Raw genomic sequence first — 15,525 nt, 5'->3', positions numbered from 1 at the left:
CTGGTCCCGCCCTGTTTTTGGGCTGTGCGTTTGGCCAATGCCTGCCGATAGGGGGTACCGCACGGCAGGGCCTCTCCGGTAACCGCCAGACGGTGATCTTCAGCTATCCAGCGTCTCTTTCACCACCACGGCCAGCTGCTTCAGCGAAAACGGCTTCGGCAGGAAGCCGAACTTGGCTTCCGGCGGCAGGTTGCGGGCGAATGCATCCTCGGCATAGCCTGACACGAAAATGAACTTCAGGTCCGGATAGTTCTTGCGCAATTCGCGCAACAGCGAAGGTCCGTCCATCTCCGGCATCACCACGTCGGAGACGACGATGTCCACCTTGCCTTCCAGCTCTTCCATGATCTCGAGCGCTTCGACGCCGGACCCCGCCTCATGGACCGTATAGCCGCGCGTCTCCAGCATGCGCTTGCCACCGCGCCGCACGGCCTCTTCGTCCTCCACCAAGAGGATGACGGCCGAGCCGGTCAGGTCTTCCGGCTGCTGCGGCTGGACCAGTTCCGGAACCTGCGCGCCGCCGGCCGCAACGGCATGATCGGCGGCTTCGGCCTCAGCGGCAACTGCGGGCTCGACGATATGGCGCGGCAGGAAGATGCGGAAGGTCGTGCCCTTGCCGACTTCCGATTCCGGCTGGATATAACCGCCGGATTGCTTGACGATGCCGTAGACCATGGCAAGGCCGAGACCGGTACCCTTGCCCACATCCTTGGTCGTGAAGAAGGGCTCGAAGATCTTGTCCATGATCTCGGGCGCAATGCCGGTGCCGGTATCGGTCACCTCGACCAGCACCATGTCTTCATGCGGCATGTAGGAATAGTTGAAGGCTGCAACTTCTGCTGCCGGCAGATTGCGGGTGCGCAACGTCAGCGTGCCGCCATCCGGCATGGCGTCGCGCGCATTGACGCAGAGATTGATCAGCACCTGCTCGAACTGCGAAAGATCGGTTTTGACCGGCCAGAGATCGCGGCCATATTCCACGTCGAGCTTGACGTTGGTGCCTGAAATCAGCCGGTCGACCAGCATGCGCAGGTCGCCGACCACATCAGTGAGGTTCAGCACTGTCGGCCGCATCGTCTGCTTGCGCGAGAAGGCGAGAAGCTGGCGCACGAGCACCGCAGCGCGATTCGCGTTGCGCTTGATCTCTATCAGATCGGCGAAGCTCGCATCGGCAGGCCGCGCCTGCAACAGCAGGTGGTCGGAGGAGAGCAGGATTGCCGTCAGCACGTTGTTGAAATCGTGTGCGATGCCGCCGGCAAGCGTGCCGACCGCATTCATCTTCTGCGTTTGCGCCATCTGCGCTTCCAGCGCCTTCTGCTCGGTCACTTCGACCGCGTAGACGATGGCCGCCTCCTCGGGCGCCTCGTCGCTCTGGTCGATGACGGCATTCACATAGAAGCGGAAGAAACGCGCATCGTCCGTCGGCGTGCGGGAATCGATCGGCGCGATATCGCCTTGCCGGTCCTTGGCGGCGGCAAGTGCCGCGGCAAGCTGCGGCCGGTCGCTGTCCTGCACGATCGTTTCCAGAAGCGCGCCGCGCTCCAGATCGTCACGCGAGACGATATTGGAGAAGAGTTTCAGGAAAGGCGCATTGGTGCGCAGGATCTTGCCGTTGCCATCGACGGAGGCGATCGCCATCGGCGTATTGTTGAAGAAGCGCGTGAAGCGCATGGCGGCCGCCGAGGCCGACTGGCCGTTCTCGCCGTCCTTGTCGCGTGTCAGCACGATCGTCCGGCTTTCGCCCGGCGCCCCGTCCCGCATGGAGGTGACGCGGTGGATGATCTGCACCGGCAGGCTCTGGCCGTTGGATTTACGCAGGTCGAGGTCGAGCGTCACGGTCTTTTTCAGACCCGGCTCGGCCTGCACGGATTGGATCAGCGCCAGCCCCTCGCCCGCCACCAGATCGCCGATGTTCATCGAGCCCGGCATGAATTTGGTGAGGTCGAGCCCCAGCCATTCGGCAAGCGTGGCGTTCAGATAGAAGATCTCGCCCTTGCGGCCGGCTGAGAAGAAGCCTGATGGAGCATGGTCGAGATAGTCGATCGCGTTCTGCAGCTCCTTGAAGAATCGCTCCTGGTCCTCGCGCTCGGCGGTGATATCGGTGATCTGCCAGATCTGCAGCGGCTTGCCATCGCCCTCTTCCGGCTTCAGCTGCCGGGCTTTCAGGCGGTACCAATGGGCGCCTGCGCTGCTCCCCGGTCCGACGGCGCGCAGCAGGCGGAATTCCTCGCGGCCTTCCCGGCCCTCGCGCAGGCCGTTTACCAGCCGGTAGAGCGCCTCGTTCGATTCGCGGTGGCGCGACAGCAGCGTTTCCAGCGTCTGCACCTCGGTCGCCTTGCGCGCGCCCGTCAGCGCGCCATAGGCGGCATTGGCATAGACGATACGGCCCTTGTCGTCGGTGATCAGCGTTCCGTCCGGATGGCTGTTCAGGAAAGCGCGCGCCAGACCGTCGGACTGGCGCTGCGGCATCACCTCGATGAAGCCGATGACCGAGGATACCAGGAAGAAGATGCCGACCATGGCGAGAACGCCGAGACAGCCGAGCACCAGCTCGTTGCCGAGCGAATCCTTGAAGAAGACGAAGGCCGCCGCCGCCGCAATCAGCACGATTGCCAGCAGGATGATGCGTATTGCCGTACCAGAACGCCCCCCACGATCCACAAGCGGCGCGTTATAGTCGTCGACCTGACGCGATTTCGTCATCTATTCCTCGCATAAGCCCTTCCTGCCGCGCTCGTAACACCGCTACGAAGCAGGAATCAGGCAGTCTTTTCCTTCTTAGCAACTTGCTGCGCCCTCAAAAACAGCAGGCTTTCATCAGACTGCTTGAATTCACAGGCAAACGCGCCAGTTTGCCCCAGAGCCTTCCCTGGTCAGTGTGCTGCAGTCTGACAAGGGAAGTCTAACCCGTTCTACCAAATAGGTTGCACAACACGAAATCGCGTTCGCCGGTGACTGGACAGACCTGCCGGCTCTTGCCTAAGGAGCGGAAAAGTCGTCTGTTGTGCCATAATGCGAAATGGAGTGAGTGCCTATGTTCGATGATGTTGTAGGAGCTTACGGCGACCGCTTCCTGCTTGCCGCCGGCGGCGTCGGCATTGCCCTCATTCTGCTCATCGCCATCATGTGGTTTCTGCGCAACCGCGCGCCCTCGCCCTTCGTCCGCGGTGGCCGCAACCGCCAGCCGCGCCTGCAGGTGCTTGATGCTGCCGCGGTCGATGCCCGCCGCCGCCTGGTGCTCGTGCGGCGTGACAATGTCGAACATCTCGTCATGATCGGCGGACCAACAGACATCGTCATCGAAAGCCGCATCCTGCCGGAATCGGAAGTCGAAACGGCCGCTGAGTTCCGCCCGCAGCCGGTCGAGGAGCGCCCAGTCGTCCAGGAACCTTCTCTCGTCCAGCCGCGCCGCGAGCCGCCGCCGGCCCCGCAGCCGCGGCCGGCTGCCGCTCCCGTTGCACCGTCCGTAACGGCAAGCTCCGAACCTGATTTCGAAACCTATATCCCGACGCCGACACCCGCCCCCGTCATCGCCCCGCCTGCCGAGCCAATCCGCCAGCGTCCTGAACCCCCGGTCGCTCCGGCCGTGGCCCCACCCATGTCTGCTCAGCAAATGTCTGCTCAGCAAATGCCGAGCCAGCCGGAACGTTCCGCTCCGCAGATGTCGGCTCCGCTTACAGCTGAGCGTGACGGCCTGCAGCGCCCGCTGCAGGTTCAGCCGCGCCAGCCCGAACGCCCGGCTCCGCAGCCGGTGCCCGATACGGCCAACGCCGCCGATATCCTCGATGCAGCCCGCCAGCGGGTGTTGCCGCAGCAGCGCATCGAACCGGAAGTTTCCACGCCGCCGGCCCAGAGCATCCCCACCGTTTCACGCGGCGCACCGGTGGCGACGGAAGATGGCGGCGTGCAATCGGCTGCCATCCGCCGGGATTTCCAGCGCATCCTCGATGAGGAAATAACTGGCAATGTCGCCGCAGACCGCGTGGTTCCCACGCCCAACGCGCAGCAGGCGCGCCCTGCCTCGCAGCCCGGCTCCCCTCAGCCTGGATCCCCTCAGTCTGGATCAATGCCGCGCCGCGACCCCGAAATGGCGCCGATCACAGGTGCGGATGCAGCACTTCAGAAGGAAGTCGCCCGCATCTTCGGCGAAATGAGCGTCAACCGCGACAAGTGAGCGGGAGCCCCAGATAAAAGCCGGGGCCATATGCCCCCAGGGCAAAGGGCACAAAACAAAAAGGCACCGCGATCGTCTCGCGGTGCCTTTTTTCATTGTCGGTCCGGAACCGATTATTCGTCCCGGTAAACCTTTTCGCGCCGCTCGTGGCGTTCCTGCGCTTCGATCGACAGCGTAGCGATCGGGCGGGCGTCGAGACGCTTGAGGCCGATCGGTTCGCCGGTTTCCTCGCAGTAGCCGTAAGTGCCATCTTCAATGCGCTGCAGGGCTGCGTCGATCTTGGAGATCAGCTTTCTCTGACGGTCACGGGCGCGAAGTTCGATCGCCCGATCGGTTTCGGAGGATGCACGATCTGCGAGATCAGGGTGGTTCGCGCTTTCCTCAGCCAGATGGTCGAGTGTTTCGCGCGCTTCTCTAAGGATATCGTTTTTCCAGGCAACCAGCTTGGCTCTGAAATAAGCGCGCTGGTTCGTATTCATGAACTCCTCGTCTTCCGAGGGTACATAATTGCTAAGATCGATCTTCTCACTCAACGCGATTCTCCTGAAGAACATCTCATCTGGCGGGCTGTATATCCCAAGCGCTATCAGCGATTCAAGCCAAATAAGACACGTAAACAGATTTTTAAATCTGTCATAAATTTGAGCTAACAGTCTATTTTCTCACCATTATTCCGAGCGGTGATTCTCACCTCGCATTCAAAATGCCGTGTTGCGACCGTCCTTTTGCGCTCATGAAAGCCTTTCGACAGTTGACGTCGTCGGACCGCAGCCGCTACTTAAAAGGCTCCGCTCGAAGCTGGATTTGCCCATGGTCGCCCTCCTGCCTCCACCGCACCGGATCTACCTCCTCCGTCATGCCCAAGCTGCCCAGGCCGAGCCCGGACAGCGCGATTTCGACCGCCCGCTGAGCGAGAAAGGTTTTGGGGATGCCGAGATCGTCGCCGACCGTGCTGCCGACAAGGGCTACCGGCCGGATATCCTGATCAGTTCGACGGCGCTCCGCTGCCGCGACACCGCGGAGGCCGTACATCGCGCCATGGGCGAAACGCTCGACATGCGTTTCGTCGACACGCTCTATAATGCCTCGGTCGATACCTATCTCGAAATCCTCGACACACAGGATGTGGGGAGCGTCATGCTCGTCGGCCATAACCCGACCATGGAACAGGCCCTATCGGCGCTGATCGGCCACAAGGCGATGGCTGCCTCTTTGCCGAAGGGCTTCCCGACAGGCGGTCTCGCCGTCATCGACTACGTCACGACGACTGCGGCATGGCGTCTCGTCGATTTCGTCACCGACTGAGCTTTTCGCGCCGCTTCTTTTTCGGGCAGCGGCCCTTTCCTATATTGCAGGCAGTGCCATCAGGGATTCCGATTTGCCGCCACGCCTGACATCCTTTGCCGACGATGCGCTGATCGCGCTGGATAATCTTGCAGACCGCGCCAGCGGTCTGGTCAATCCGACCATCCGGCTCGGCGTCACCGGCCTTTCCCGCTCCGGCAAGACCGTCTTCATTTCCTCGCTCGTCCATAATCTCCTGCATGGCGGCCGCCTGCCGCTGTTCGAAGCGGTGCAGTCCGGCCGCGTGTCGGCCGTGCGCCTTGAGCCGCAGCCGGACGATGCCGTGCCGCGGTTCCAATATGAGGATCATATCCGCGCGCTGGTGAAGGAGCGCAGCTGGCCGGATTCCACCCGCGCGATCTCCGAACTGCGCATCACGCTCGATTATCAGAGCGCCAGTTCCTGGGCGCGCATGTTCTCGCCCGGTCGCCTGTCGATCGATATCGTCGATTATCCCGGCGAATGGCTGCTCGACCTGCCGCTGCTCGGCAAGGATTTCCGAACCTTCTGCGAGGAAACCATCGCGCTTGCCGCCACCGGCATCCGCGCCGAGCTGTCGAGCGCCTGGCTGACGCTGGCGAAAGCGACTGACATCACCGCTTCCGCCGATGAAATGGTGGCCCGCGACCTCGCCACCAGCTTCACCGACTATCTGAAAGCCTGCAAGGCCGATGAGCGCTCGCTCTCCACCCTGCCGCCCGGCCGCTTCCTGCTGCCCGGCGATCTCGACGGTTCCCCTGCATTGACCTTCGCGCCGCTTGCGTTGCCCCCCGAGGGCCGGCCGGAGCGTGGCTCGCTCTGGGCGATGATGGAGCGCCGCTACGAGGCCTACAAATCCGTCGTCGTCAAACCCTTCTTCCGTGAGCATTTCGCTCGTCTCGACCGCCAGATCGTGCTGGTCGATGCGCTGCAGGCCATGAACCGCGGACCGGAAGCCGTGCAGGATCTGGAGCGCGCGCTGACCGATGTGCTCGCCTGTTTCCGCCCCGGCAGCAATTCCATCCTGTCGTCGCTCCTCGGTCGGCGCATCGATCGCGTGCTGGTCGCCGCCACCAAGGCCGATCATCTGCATCATGAAAGCCATGACCGGCTGGACCGTCTGACGCGCCGCCTCGTCGACCGCGCCATCGACCGTATCGGCATGGCCGGCGCCGGCATCGATGTCATGGCGCTTGCCTCCGTGCGCGCCACGCGGGAGGCCACCGTACGTCAGGACGGCCACGACCTGCCCGTCATCGTCGGCACGCCGATGGCAGGCGAGAAGATCGCCAATGAGACCTTCGACGGCGAACGCAAGACGGCGATCTTCCCCGGCGACCTGCCGGAAAATCCCGAATCCTTGTTCGAGCGTATCGAGGTCGGTGACACCTCCGTCGAACTGCCCGACGTCAATGTCGTGCGCTTCCGCCCGCCGCAGCTCGAGGAAACCGGCGGCGGCATAAAGCTCTCCGTGCCGCATATCCGCCTCGACCGCGCCATGCAGTTCCTGTTCGGAGACCGCCTCGCATGAGCAAGCCGCCGATCGACCAGCCCAATCCGCCACGCCGTGCCCCCTCCGCCTTCCTCTACGAGGACAAGAATACGGCTGCCGAATCCCCGCGTGTGGAGCGCCGCAAGCCGGCAAGTTTCTCCGGCGAAGTTGTGCTGACATCAGACGAGGAAGATCCCTTCCTCAATCCGGAACAAGATCTGAGCCCGTTGCCGGTCGCCGCCCCGCGCAAGCGCCGCACCTCCTTTGCCGGCATCGCCGCCGGCGCCTTCGGCATTCTGTTGTCCCTCGCCTTCGGCCTCTGGACCGACCGGCTGATCCGCGATCTCTTCAGCCGCGCCGACTGGCTGGGTTACGCCGCGCTCGCCGCGCTCGCGATCGGCATCCTCGCCGTTATCGCCATCGTCATCAGGGAGACGGCGGGCATGATGCGGCTTGCCGCGGTGCAGGCCATCAAGGCCGAGGCCGATGCTGCGATCCTCGAAACCCGCCCGGCCAAAGCCCGTGCGGTTGTCGCCCGCCTGACTGGCCTTGTCGACGCCAAGCCGGAAACCGCAAAGGGCCGCACCACGCTGAAGGCGACCGAAGGTGAGGTCATCGACCCCCCGCATCTGATTGCGCTTGCCGAGCGCGAGCTTCTCGGCCCGTTGGACCGGCAGGCGCGCGCGCTGATCGTCAACTCTTCAAAGCGCGTCTCGATCGTCACGGCGGTCAGTCCGCGCGCCATCGTCGATCTTCTCTACGTGCTCTATGAGGCCGCTCGCCTGATCCGTGCCATGGCCGAACTCTATGGCGGCCGGCCGGGCACGCTCGGCATGATCAGATTGATGCGCGACGTGCTCGCCCATCTTGCGGTGACCGGCTCGATTGCCGTCGGCGACAGCCTCGTGCAGCAAGTGCTGGGCCACGGCCTAGCCTCGAAGCTTTCCGCCCGACTCGGCGAAGGTGTCATCAACGGGCTGATGACGGCGCGGATCGGCATTGCCGCCATGGATCTCTGCCGTCCGCTGACCTTCCGGGCACTGAAACGGCCGGGAATCGGCGATTTCATCGGCGACCTGACGCCCTCGATGACGGCGCGCAACGGCAATCCGTGAAGAAGACGCCGGATTTCGACACATTTGTGCCTTCTTGCGCAGGGCGTAAAAATTTCCAGCGGATTCAATGCGCTAAAGGCTTAGCCTGAGAATCCTTGCCTTGCGAAAGCCCTGTATTTCCACGCATTTCAGCGCCTCGGAAAGAAAGCATTAACCATTCTCCGGCAAAACTTCCTGTCAGTTCCCGAGTGGTGTTTGCCTCAGTTCCCGAGTGGTGTTTGCCAAGGAAAATCCATGTATTCGCGCAAGTTTCTTTTTGTATGCGGCCTGGCCGCCGCGGCATTGTCTCCAGTGGCGGACGTCGCTTCCAACGCCACTGCGGCAACCCGCGACAAGGCCTTCTTCGAATCCGTCGCCGGCACTTGGAAGGGTCCGGGCGAAATCGTCGCCGGCAAGTACAAGGGCACGAAATTCACCTGCAATCTCGTCGGTTCGCCGGCCGATGATTCCTCCGCCGGTATCAAGCTTGACGGCACCTGCCGCGTCGGCGTCTTCAAGCAGCCGATGACCGCCGTGATTTCCCAGTCCGGCTCCACCTATAAGGGCAAGTTCCTTGACGGAGCCGAAGGCAAGGGTCTCGACGTCGTCTCCGGCGCCGTCACGGAAGACACCGTCGTCGTCGGCATCAACCGCGCCAAGCTGAACGGTGCGATGATTGCCCGTGTGCGCGACGACAAGACCATGAACGTCACCGTTTCGGTCAAGGTCGAAAGCCAGATGGTCCCTGTCATCGGTCTGACGCTCACCCGCCAGGTCGACGAAATGGCGGTCGGTTCGATCCAGTAAGCCACTCATCGCAGACGGGTTTTCCTGAAGCGGCGGTTTTCCGCCGCTTTTGCTTTTGGACGCGGGAGACCATGAGCATTCGTCCGGGTCGTGCGAGCAGACAGCCGCTGCTCAAGTCGCGCCACAGAGGCCTGAGATTCTGAAACGAAGACATGAAAGAAGCCCGCTTTTACGGGCTTCTTTCCAGATCGGTCAGATCTTTAGCGAGGGTTTTTGTGGCTTTGCTGACCGGCCTTCACATGCTGCTCATGCGTGCCGCCGCGGGTACCCGAACTGGATTGATTGTTGGCAGACGAAGCCTGTTGTGGACTGGCATTCTTGTGGCTCTGCTGGCCTGCCTTGACATGCTGTTCGTGTGAACCGCCTTGGTTTGCCATGATCAATTCTCCTTTCTCATGATCGCGAGGTCGGCTCGTCGCCGCCTCGGTAAGGAGAACTGTGCCGACCTGTCTCCGTTCCCCATTTTAATATTTCGTGATGGCCTCGGATCATTTCCCGCCATGTACCGTTTTCCGTGAATGGCAGGGCAGGTCCCTGCGCAGTCAAGGAGGCAAGGCCATGAACGCGACCAATGTGGATACGGAAACCAGGAGCCTGAAGCTCGCCAAGGAATATCTGCGCCTCGGCGGACACCGCCGCTGCAAAATCGACGATAACATCACGACCGTGCGCCAGTGGGAGGAGGATCCGCCGGAGGCCGAACGCTTCTGGCAGGAACAGGTACAGTCGCTGTCTGCGAGCGATCGCAAGCAGGTCGAGGATTTTCTGCCCAGCATCAATTCGCCCTGATTGCAGGAAGCTTGAGGTCCGATGCCCGGCAACTGGATCCATCTCTGCATCGACATGCAGAGGATGTTTGCAGAACAGACAGCATGGCATGTGCCGTGGATGGCGACGGTATCGCCGCAGATCGTTGAACTCTCGGGGCGGTATGCGGAGCGAACGGTTTTCACACGCTTCGTCCCGCCGCCGACCGCTGATGCCATGCCGGGCATGTGGAGGAACTATTACGAAAAATGGCCGATGATGACCGGCGAACACTTGCTGCCGGAACTCGTGGATATCGTTGCCGATCTGAAGCCTTTCGCACCGCCCGCCCGCATCCTCGACAAGCGAACCTATTCTCCCTGGGTCGACGGGCGGCTGCATGAAACGCTCGCGCAGGAAAAGGTCGAGGCCATCGCCATCACCGGCGGCGAAACGGATATCTGCGTGCTCGCGGCAGCACTTGGTGCAATCGATCTCGGCTATCGCGTCATCCTGTTGAAGGACGCCGTCTGCAGCAGCGCTGACGAAACGCATGACGCTACGCTCGAATTGCTGGGCGGCCGCTTTTCGGTGCAGGTGGAGATTACCGAAACGGATGCATTCCTCTCCGCTCTCTGATCCGCCGTTCCCCTCACTCCTTCGGAATGATGCTGATGTTGCCGCTCACTTCGAGAATTGCAAACCGGATATCTTTGACACTCTCGATGCCCTGCTGCGTTCTTGCAGCCTGCATCACATCGTCTCTCTGAAGTCTCGCACCCGTCAGGGCAGCCTCGTCGTAAACGCCATTGGTAACGAGAACGGTCGGAGCGCCGTCGATCAACCTGGCCGTCCATCGCGACCGGCGCTTCAGATAGGAAAGCGCGATATCAGTCGTAAACAGCGTCAGGATCAGGAGCACGGAATTGGTGATCGAGAAATCATCACCCAGCATTGCCTGCTGTGTCGTCTCCGAAATCACCAGTACGATGACGAGATCGAAGGGTGTCATCTGGGCGAGCGTGCGCCGGCCCGACAGCCTGATGATCACCAGCAGCGTGAAATAGATGGCGATGCCACGAACGACTGCGTCCATCGACACCTCACGGCAAGACGAGGACCGAACGTTCGATGACGTCCTGGCCGATACCGATGCGGAAGGAATGCAGCCCCGGCTTCTGCGTATGAAGCCTCAGAATAACCTGGCTCGTCGCGGCGGCATCGGCAGGAAAGACATAGCCGATACGGCCATTCTCGTAGTCTGCCGCTCTCTGCGGCGGGTCGATGCCTTCGATGGAGAAGATCGTGAAAAAATCGGGATCGAGGACGAGCCTACGATCCGAAGAGGATGGCAAGAAAAAGACGCGCAACTCGTCGGGCGCATTCCACCGCGTAACGATCGGCAGCTCGATGTTGCCGCCGGCGAGCTTCAATTCCTGTTGGGAGAGAGGCCCGCTGCGCCCGAGCGCTCCGAAAAGCGCGGCGATGAGAACGGCGGCAAAACCGATCCATGCCCAGCGTTGCGCACACCAGACGCGCTGCTGGAAGCGAGTATGATCTTCGATGCCTTCGGGAAGGCTGCTGCTCGTTCTCGGCATATCAGCACCTGAACGAGCAGCCTTTCCGGCCGCTGTTGAATTGCCTCATGATACCTCCGGCTCAGTCGCCCTTCTGAGTTAGCGCAGCCGGTGCAGGCGACAAGACGTTACGAACACACGGAAAAGCCCCGCATGGCGGAGATTCTGAGGGCTGTTAGGTCTTGCAGCCTGCTCTTGGTGGCCCTTCAGGCCTTGCGCCACCAGTTGCGGCTCTCGTCCGCAATCTCGATCCCCGCGATATCGGCACCGGCCAGCCAGTCGGCAACCGCCCTGCCCCGGACCATGAGTTCGGGTGCGATATCCGCAAGCGGCATCAGCACGAAGCCCCGCTCCGTCATGCGTGGATGCGGCAATTCCAGCCGCGGCGCATCCTGCTCGACTCCCTGATAAGTCAGCACATCGATATCGAGCGTGCGCGGCCCCCAGCGCTCGATACGCTCGCGCTTCATCTCCCGCTCGATCGACAGGCAGAGATCGAGCAGCGCTTCCGGGGCAAGCCGCGTTTCCACCGCCGCGCAGGAGTTGAAGAAATAGGACTGGTCGGTCTTGCCCCAGGGCGGCGTGCGGTAAAGCCGCGAAACGGCCGCCACGCGGCAATCCGCGTCGGCATCGAGCCGCGTGAGTGCCGCGGCCATGGACTTGACCGGATCGCCGATATTGCCGCCGAGGCCGAGCGTTGCGAGATGGAATGGATTATCGGGCACGATGCTCAACGGTCACCTGCACGAAGTCGAGCACGCCGGGGATCGGCGCATTCGGCTTGCGCACCGTGATCTTGGCCCTGATGATCTGTGGGAATTTTTTACAGAGCCCTTTGGCGATATCGAACGCCAGCGCCTCGATCAGGTAACGCCGCTGGCCGACGACGATCTCCTCGATGATGGTGAAGGCGGTGCCGTAGTGGACGGTCTCATCGATGGAATCGTTTTCCAGTGCACTGCCCGCTTCCACCTCCAGTTCGGCATCCACGAAAAAGCGCTGGCCGAGGAATTCCTCTTCGGCATGCACGCCGTGGCGGGCGAAGAAGGCGCAGTTCTGCATTAGGATCGTATAGGTACTCATGACGGCCTCCCCCTAAAGCATATCGCGCAAAAGTGCGTAGCGGTTTTGCGACAACGACATGCGTAAAACAAAGACTTAAAGCGTGGCATGCGGATCTGACAGATCGTGACACGCTTTAGAAGTGTCGTTCCGGGCGGCCAGCATAGCATCGGCTACGGCAAGCGCATCCCTGTTGATTGCGACATTGTGTACCCGGAAAACAGCCGCGCCTTGAACTCGCAAGAGCGCGCTGGTCGCGGCCGTCGCCACATCGCGCTCCGCGGGCTCCCGGCCCGTGACGGCGCCGAGGAAGCGCTTGCGCGAGGTGCCGGCAAGAAGCGGCAGGCCGAAGCGGTGCAGCTCTTCGAAACGCGCCATCAGTTCCAGATTTTCTGCCGGCGTCTCCTTGGCAAAACCGAAGCCGGGATCGAGCACGATACGGTCACGCAGGACGCCGGCAGCCGAAGCGATCTCCAGCGAACGCTTGAGAAAGAAGATCTGGTCATCGATGATACCGGCAAGCTTCTGTCGGTCGCGGCCCGTATGCATGATGCAGAGCCCCGCCCCGGTCTCAGCCGACAGCGCGGCGATATCAGGCTCCTTCTGCAAGCCGAAGACGTCGTTGACGATATGGGCGCCGGCACTAATGGCAAGCCGCGCCGTTTCCGCGCGATAGGTATCGATGGAAATCAACGCTTGCGTGCGTCTGCTGAGCACCTCGATGACGGGCAGTACCCGCGCCTGTTCCTCCGCCGGGCTGACGGAAACCGCATCCGGCCGCGTCGACTCACCGCCGATGTCGAGGATTTCGGCGCCGTCCGCGACTGCCTGCAGCGCGTGCTCGACGGCGCTGTCGACCGTCTGATAACGCCCGCCGTCGGAGAAGGAATCCGGCGTCACGTTGACGATCGCCATGATCACTGAGCGCTTGCCGAGCTCGATCTCGCGACCATGGGCCACACGCCAGAAACTGCTATCGAGCTGATTCACCAGTCTAATCCCGTCACTAACGAAAAAAGCCGCTATCCGATATTGCGCTTACCGTGGCTATGCCCCAAGCTCCGCCAAACTTCAACACAGGTTCAGTTCAGAATGCCGCTTGCGTTGCGTTATATGCGCCTTCCCATCGCCTTTTCCATGATTGCCCTTTTCCTCTGCAGCCCCGCGGCAGCCGAAGTCATTGCAACGAAAAGCTATTCCTATTTCGATATCAAAGGAAAGACGGCCGACGAGCTGGACGATGAGCTGAGCCGCCGTGGCCCGACAGCGAACGGCTCCTCCGCCCGCCATCCCGGCGCCACCAAGATCCGTTTCGGCGGCGAGGCCACCTATATCCAGGAAAATGGACGTTGCCGCGTCGGCAACGTCAAAGTCACTGTCCACACGCAGATCATCATGCCGCGGTGGGGCAATCGTAAGGGTACGAGCCGCGAGCTGTCGATGATCTGGGATGCGCTGTCGAGCGATATCAGGCGTCACGAGGAGCGCCATGCCGAGATCGCCCGCACCCAGGCCCGCGTCATGGAGCGCGAACTCAAAGCGCTCCCGTCGCAGCGTAATTGCGAGGCCATGCAGGAACTCGTCTCGAATGAGTCGGCTCGCGGAATAGAGGAGCATGACAAGCTGCAGGCCCGATTCGATCGCGTCGAAGCCGTCAATTTCCAGAATCGCATGTTGAGACTGCTCAACAATAGACTCAAGGGCAAAGGCGGCGAAAGATAAGCTCTTTTCAGCCTCAAGGCGAGTAGAGATCGTTAGCTGCACAATGAAACTTGTGCGAAACTTGTGCGCTTCCCAGCCTTTTACCGGTCATTTTTCATTCTGGTGGACTCAACCGGAAAGCGGTAATATGACTATATTCGAAAGTGCAGTAAGGCAGCTGGCTTTCGTGACTGTGTTCTCCTGGCGCGTTCCGAAGCCGCGGGTGTTCCTCCCTCATCCGTAGGTAATGCGCCCGCCTCGCCTCGCTCGCCTCCGGCGTGCGAGGCTCTCTTTTTGGGAAAGCTCCCCCATTCTCTCAAGGATGGTTCTCAAAAACAGTGAGAAATCAGGCCTGCCGTTCCGGCACATGCACGGTAAGGCCGTCATAGGCAGCCTTCATCCTGATCTGACAGGAAAGGCGTGAAGTTGGACGCACGTCAAAGGCGAAATCCAGCATATCCTCTTCCATCGCTTCCGGCGGACCGACGATTTCCGTCCATTGTTCGTCGACATAGACATGACAGGTTGCACAGGCGCAGGCGCCGCCGCATTCGGCCTCGATGCCGGGCACGGAATTGCGGACCGCATTCTCCATTACGGTGGAGCCTTGATCGACATCGAGATCGAAACGCGTTCCGTCGAAGGCGACGATGGTAAGTTTGGGCATCAGGACTATTTCCGGTCTTTGGTCGTAGATGGGCGGATTTTCTTCCGACAATTCGGCGCGTCAGTCAACATTGCCGGATGCCCTGAGCCTCGCAGATACGCAAAGGCTGCGCCATTCCCGATGCGTCATGAAGAACGTCGCAAAAAGACCCGCCGTTCCCTAATGGAACAGCGGGCCTAGGTCGTTCTCAGCCTGTCCTGCCTTATCCGCGGCAGAGTTTCAGAATGAAATTCTCGGCATCGACGACGGCTGCACCGAGGGCTGCCATGGCGGTCGCGTCGCCATTGTTCTCTTCCACGGCTTCCGCCGACTGCGAAACCCGGAAGGCGCCGATGGAGCTTGCGGCACCCTTCAGGCGGTGCGCTGCTGCGCCCACCTTGGCGGACTCGCCGCTTGCAATGTCCTGCAGGCAGGCGCGCGCCTGGCGCGCAAACATCTGGAGGACTTCAATTTCCACCGTCTTGTCGCCCATCGTCTGGCGCGCAAGATGGACAAGGTCGATCGGCCGGACCTTGGAAGGCGAAGGCCCGTGGGAATTGTCAGGTGCTTCGAATGCAATGCTTACTGCTGCCATTTGCCAATTCTCCCGTCTTATATCGCCTGCGGTTGCATCTGTTGTGCGGTCGGAGAATGGCGATCCCGTTAAATTCCGGCACATCAGAGGTGGAAATCTAACTGTATGGTTAACGTCCCTTAAACATCGCTAAAATATCGGCTTTTGGGCGGGATCCAAAATTTAAAGGTGTTAACAACAGGTTAAGAAGGGCGCAAACGCAAGGGTTCATTAATTGTGTAAGCCACCCAGATGTGTCACTACGATACTGTTGAGGCGGGCTCATGCCGCGCGCCTTTGCCGTCAGAGTGGATAATGGTAGTGTTTT

The 15,525-nt window shown here is 61.2% G+C and carries 17 protein-coding genes and 1 pseudogene; 8 read left to right on the top strand and 10 right to left on the bottom strand.

All coding sequences use genetic code 11. The annotated features are described in order from the left end of the window. Positions 1 to 99: 99 nt before the first annotated feature. On the bottom strand, positions 100 to 2,703 hold the full coding sequence (locus FHT82_RS22645) for a PAS domain-containing sensor histidine kinase (RefSeq protein ID WP_183734915.1): 2,604 nt from the start codon (positions 2,701 to 2,703) through the stop codon (positions 100 to 102). 331 nt (positions 2,704 to 3,034) lie between these two features. On the opposite strand from FHT82_RS22645, the gene FHT82_RS22640 reads away from it, so the two are divergent. Then, entirely contained in the window at positions 3,035 to 4,174 is a 1,140-nt protein-coding gene (locus FHT82_RS22640) for a flagellar biosynthetic protein FliO (protein WP_183734914.1), read from the top strand. Positions 4,175 to 4,287: 113 nt separating this feature from the next. Here FHT82_RS22640 and dksA read toward each other — a convergent pair whose 3' ends face one another. After that, positions 4,288 to 4,707: an RNA polymerase-binding protein DksA gene (gene dksA, locus FHT82_RS22635; RefSeq protein WP_007826301.1), complete on the bottom strand. Its 420-nt coding sequence runs from the start codon at positions 4,705 to 4,707 to the stop codon at positions 4,288 to 4,290. Between the two features lie 277 nt (positions 4,708 to 4,984). Between dksA and FHT82_RS22630 the strand changes: the two genes are divergently transcribed. The 4 genes from FHT82_RS22630 (at position 4,985) to FHT82_RS22615 (ending at position 8,890) form a co-directional block, all read left to right on the top strand. Beyond that, positions 4,985 to 5,479: a histidine phosphatase family protein gene (locus FHT82_RS22630; protein WP_183734913.1), complete on the top strand. Its 495-nt coding sequence runs from the start codon at positions 4,985 to 4,987 to the stop codon at positions 5,477 to 5,479. Positions 5,480 to 5,552: 73 nt separating this feature from the next. Next, a complete protein-coding gene (locus tag FHT82_RS22625) occupies positions 5,553 to 7,028 on the top strand; it encodes a YcjX family protein (RefSeq protein WP_183734912.1) in 1,476 nt (491 codons plus the stop codon). Then, positions 7,025 to 8,104 carry a TIGR01620 family protein gene (locus FHT82_RS22620; protein WP_183734911.1) on the top strand — a complete coding sequence of 360 codons (1,080 nt, stop codon included), beginning with the start codon at positions 7,025 to 7,027 and terminating at the stop codon, positions 8,102 to 8,104. The genes FHT82_RS22625 and FHT82_RS22620 overlap by 4 nt, the downstream gene beginning before the upstream one ends. A 234-nt stretch (positions 8,105 to 8,338) precedes the next feature. Beyond that, positions 8,339 to 8,890: a hypothetical protein gene (locus FHT82_RS22615; RefSeq protein ID WP_183734910.1), complete on the top strand. Its 552-nt coding sequence runs from the start codon at positions 8,339 to 8,341 to the stop codon at positions 8,888 to 8,890. A gap of 200 nt (positions 8,891 to 9,090) precedes the next feature. On the opposite strand, the gene FHT82_RS22610 is transcribed toward FHT82_RS22615, so the two are convergent. Next, a complete protein-coding gene (locus tag FHT82_RS22610; RefSeq protein ID WP_183734909.1) occupies positions 9,091 to 9,267 on the bottom strand; it encodes a hypothetical protein in 177 nt (58 codons plus the stop codon). Positions 9,268 to 9,466: 199 nt separating this feature from the next. Here FHT82_RS22610 and FHT82_RS22605 point away from each other — a divergent pair. Beyond that, positions 9,467 to 9,679: pseudogene (locus tag FHT82_RS22605) on the top strand (hypothetical protein); the annotation flags it as partial. A gap of 21 nt (positions 9,680 to 9,700) precedes the next feature. Continuing rightward, on the top strand, positions 9,701 to 10,276 hold the full coding sequence (locus FHT82_RS22600) for an isochorismatase family cysteine hydrolase (protein WP_183734907.1): 576 nt from the start codon (positions 9,701 to 9,703) through the stop codon (positions 10,274 to 10,276). A 13-nt stretch (positions 10,277 to 10,289) separates the two neighbouring features. On the opposite strand, the gene FHT82_RS22595 is transcribed toward FHT82_RS22600, so the two are convergent. From FHT82_RS22595 to folP, 5 genes are all read right to left on the bottom strand, one after another. Further along, the gene (locus FHT82_RS22595; RefSeq protein ID WP_183734906.1) at positions 10,290 to 10,733 is read right to left on the bottom strand and encodes a YetF domain-containing protein; all 444 of its coding nucleotides are present in this window, start codon (positions 10,731 to 10,733) and stop codon (positions 10,290 to 10,292) included. A 7-nt stretch (positions 10,734 to 10,740) separates the two neighbouring features. Then, positions 10,741 to 11,235, bottom strand: a complete 495-nt coding sequence (locus tag FHT82_RS22590) for a hypothetical protein (RefSeq protein WP_183734905.1) — start codon at positions 11,233 to 11,235, stop codon at positions 10,741 to 10,743. Between the two features lie 185 nt (positions 11,236 to 11,420). Continuing rightward, entirely contained in the window at positions 11,421 to 11,939 is a 519-nt protein-coding gene (gene folK / locus FHT82_RS22585) for a 2-amino-4-hydroxy-6-hydroxymethyldihydropteridine diphosphokinase (RefSeq protein ID WP_183735101.1), read from the bottom strand. Beyond that, positions 11,929 to 12,297 (bottom strand): dihydroneopterin aldolase, encoded by a 369-nt coding sequence (folB, locus tag FHT82_RS22580; RefSeq protein WP_112547776.1) that lies wholly within the window; start codon positions 12,295 to 12,297, stop codon positions 11,929 to 11,931. The genes folK and folB overlap by 11 nt, the downstream gene beginning before the upstream one ends. 75 nt (positions 12,298 to 12,372) lie before the next feature. Further along, the gene (gene folP / locus FHT82_RS22575) at positions 12,373 to 13,266 is read right to left on the bottom strand and encodes a dihydropteroate synthase (RefSeq protein WP_183734904.1); all 894 of its coding nucleotides are present in this window, start codon (positions 13,264 to 13,266) and stop codon (positions 12,373 to 12,375) included. A 102-nt stretch (positions 13,267 to 13,368) separates the two neighbouring features. Here folP and FHT82_RS22570 point away from each other — a divergent pair, with 102 nt between their 5' ends. Then, positions 13,369 to 13,998: a DUF922 domain-containing protein gene (locus FHT82_RS22570; RefSeq protein ID WP_183734903.1), complete on the top strand. Its 630-nt coding sequence runs from the start codon at positions 13,369 to 13,371 to the stop codon at positions 13,996 to 13,998. A 325-nt stretch (positions 13,999 to 14,323) separates the two neighbouring features. On the opposite strand, the gene FHT82_RS22565 is transcribed toward FHT82_RS22570, so the two are convergent. Beyond that, a complete protein-coding gene (locus tag FHT82_RS22565; protein WP_183734902.1) occupies positions 14,324 to 14,644 on the bottom strand; it encodes a 2Fe-2S iron-sulfur cluster-binding protein in 321 nt (106 codons plus the stop codon). A gap of 202 nt (positions 14,645 to 14,846) precedes the next feature. Next, positions 14,847 to 15,218 carry an Hpt domain-containing protein gene (locus tag FHT82_RS22560; RefSeq protein ID WP_183734901.1) on the bottom strand — a complete coding sequence of 124 codons (372 nt, stop codon included), beginning with the start codon at positions 15,216 to 15,218 and terminating at the stop codon, positions 14,847 to 14,849. Positions 15,219 to 15,525: the final 307 nt, after the last annotated feature.

Origin of the sequence: Rhizobium sp. BK275 (assembly GCF_014193555.1) — a bacterium.
GTDB lineage: Bacteria > Pseudomonadota > Alphaproteobacteria > Rhizobiales > Rhizobiaceae > Rhizobium.
This window is presented reverse-complemented; position numbering and strand designations above follow the sequence as displayed.